Source organism: Rhodoplanes roseus (genome assembly GCF_003258865.1).
GTDB lineage: Bacteria > Pseudomonadota > Alphaproteobacteria > Rhizobiales > Xanthobacteraceae > Rhodoplanes > Rhodoplanes roseus.
On record NZ_NPEX01000586.1, the window covers coordinates 1 to 1,104 of the forward strand.

Annotated in this window: 1 protein-coding gene; it reads right to left on the reverse strand. The window is 68.3% G+C overall.

Annotated elements, in window-relative coordinates; all coding sequences use genetic code 11:
- Positions 1-125 precede the first annotated feature (125 nt).
- The coding region (locus tag CH341_RS31425; RefSeq protein WP_111423641.1) for an ABC transporter substrate-binding protein at positions 126-1,104 on the reverse strand (979 nt) is incomplete at its 5' end.

Consider the following 1,104-nt stretch of genomic DNA (forward strand, 5'->3'; position numbering starts at 1 on the left):
CCGTCATGGCCGGGCTTGTCCCGGCCATCCACGAGCTTGCGCATCACCCACGACACCGCGCCGGAGCTCGTCCGTGGATGGCCGGGACAAGCCCGGCCATGACGCCGTGATGACATCGGGCGCTCTCACTTCCCCTTGGCGGCGGCGATGTCGCGCTCGGCCGCCGGCGGGAGGAAGTCGCGTACGAACACGGCGCGCACGTCCGGACGCTTGTCGAGGCCATAGGCGTCCGCGACCGTGGCGATCGCGGCGGCGAGGCGCGCGTCGTCGAGGTCGCCCAGGCCGAGCTTCGCCGTCTCCGGCGAGATCATCAGCTCCTTGATCGTGTAGACGAGCCGCTGCTTCTCGATGTCGGCATTGATCAGCGGCTCCAGCCCCGTGACCAGCGCGATGGCGGCGTCGGGGTCGGCGGCGACGTCCATCACGGCGCGGTTGATCGCCTTGACCAGGCCCCGCACCGCGGCGGGCTTCTCCTTCAGGAGCTTCTGCGAGACCATGACGCCGTTGGAATAGAGATCCAGCCCGAGATCGCCGTAGAAGAACCAGCGGAAGTCCTTGGCCGGGTCGCGCTTCATGGCGACGAAGTTCAGCCAGCTCGTCACCGAGAACTGGGCGATGGCGTCGGCCTGCCCCTGCACCAGCATCTGCTCGATCAGATTCGGCGCGGCGTTGAGGATGTTGACCTTGCTCGCATCGAAGCCGGCCTTGGCGCCCAGCGCCGGCAGGAGGCGCAGCGTCGCCGACCCGGCCGGTGCGCTGACGATGCGGCCTTCGAGATCCTTCAGGCTTTTGACCGGCCCGTCGGCCTTCGCGATGATCACGTAAGGGGCGCGGTTGTAGACCAGATAGACCATCGCGGGCTGCTCGCCGGGCTTCGCCGCGGCGGTCTGCACGATGGCGTTGATGTCGCCGAAGCCGGCGTCGTAGGCGCCGCTCATCACCCGCGTGACGGTCGCGGCGGAGCCTTCGCCCTGGTCGATGGTGACGTCGAGACCCTCGGCGGCGAAGTAGCCCTTCTGCTTCGCCCAGTAGTAGAAGGCGTGCGGGCCCGAGATCTTCCAGTCCAGCGTGAACCGGATTTTCGTCGGCTCCTGGGCCGTGGCC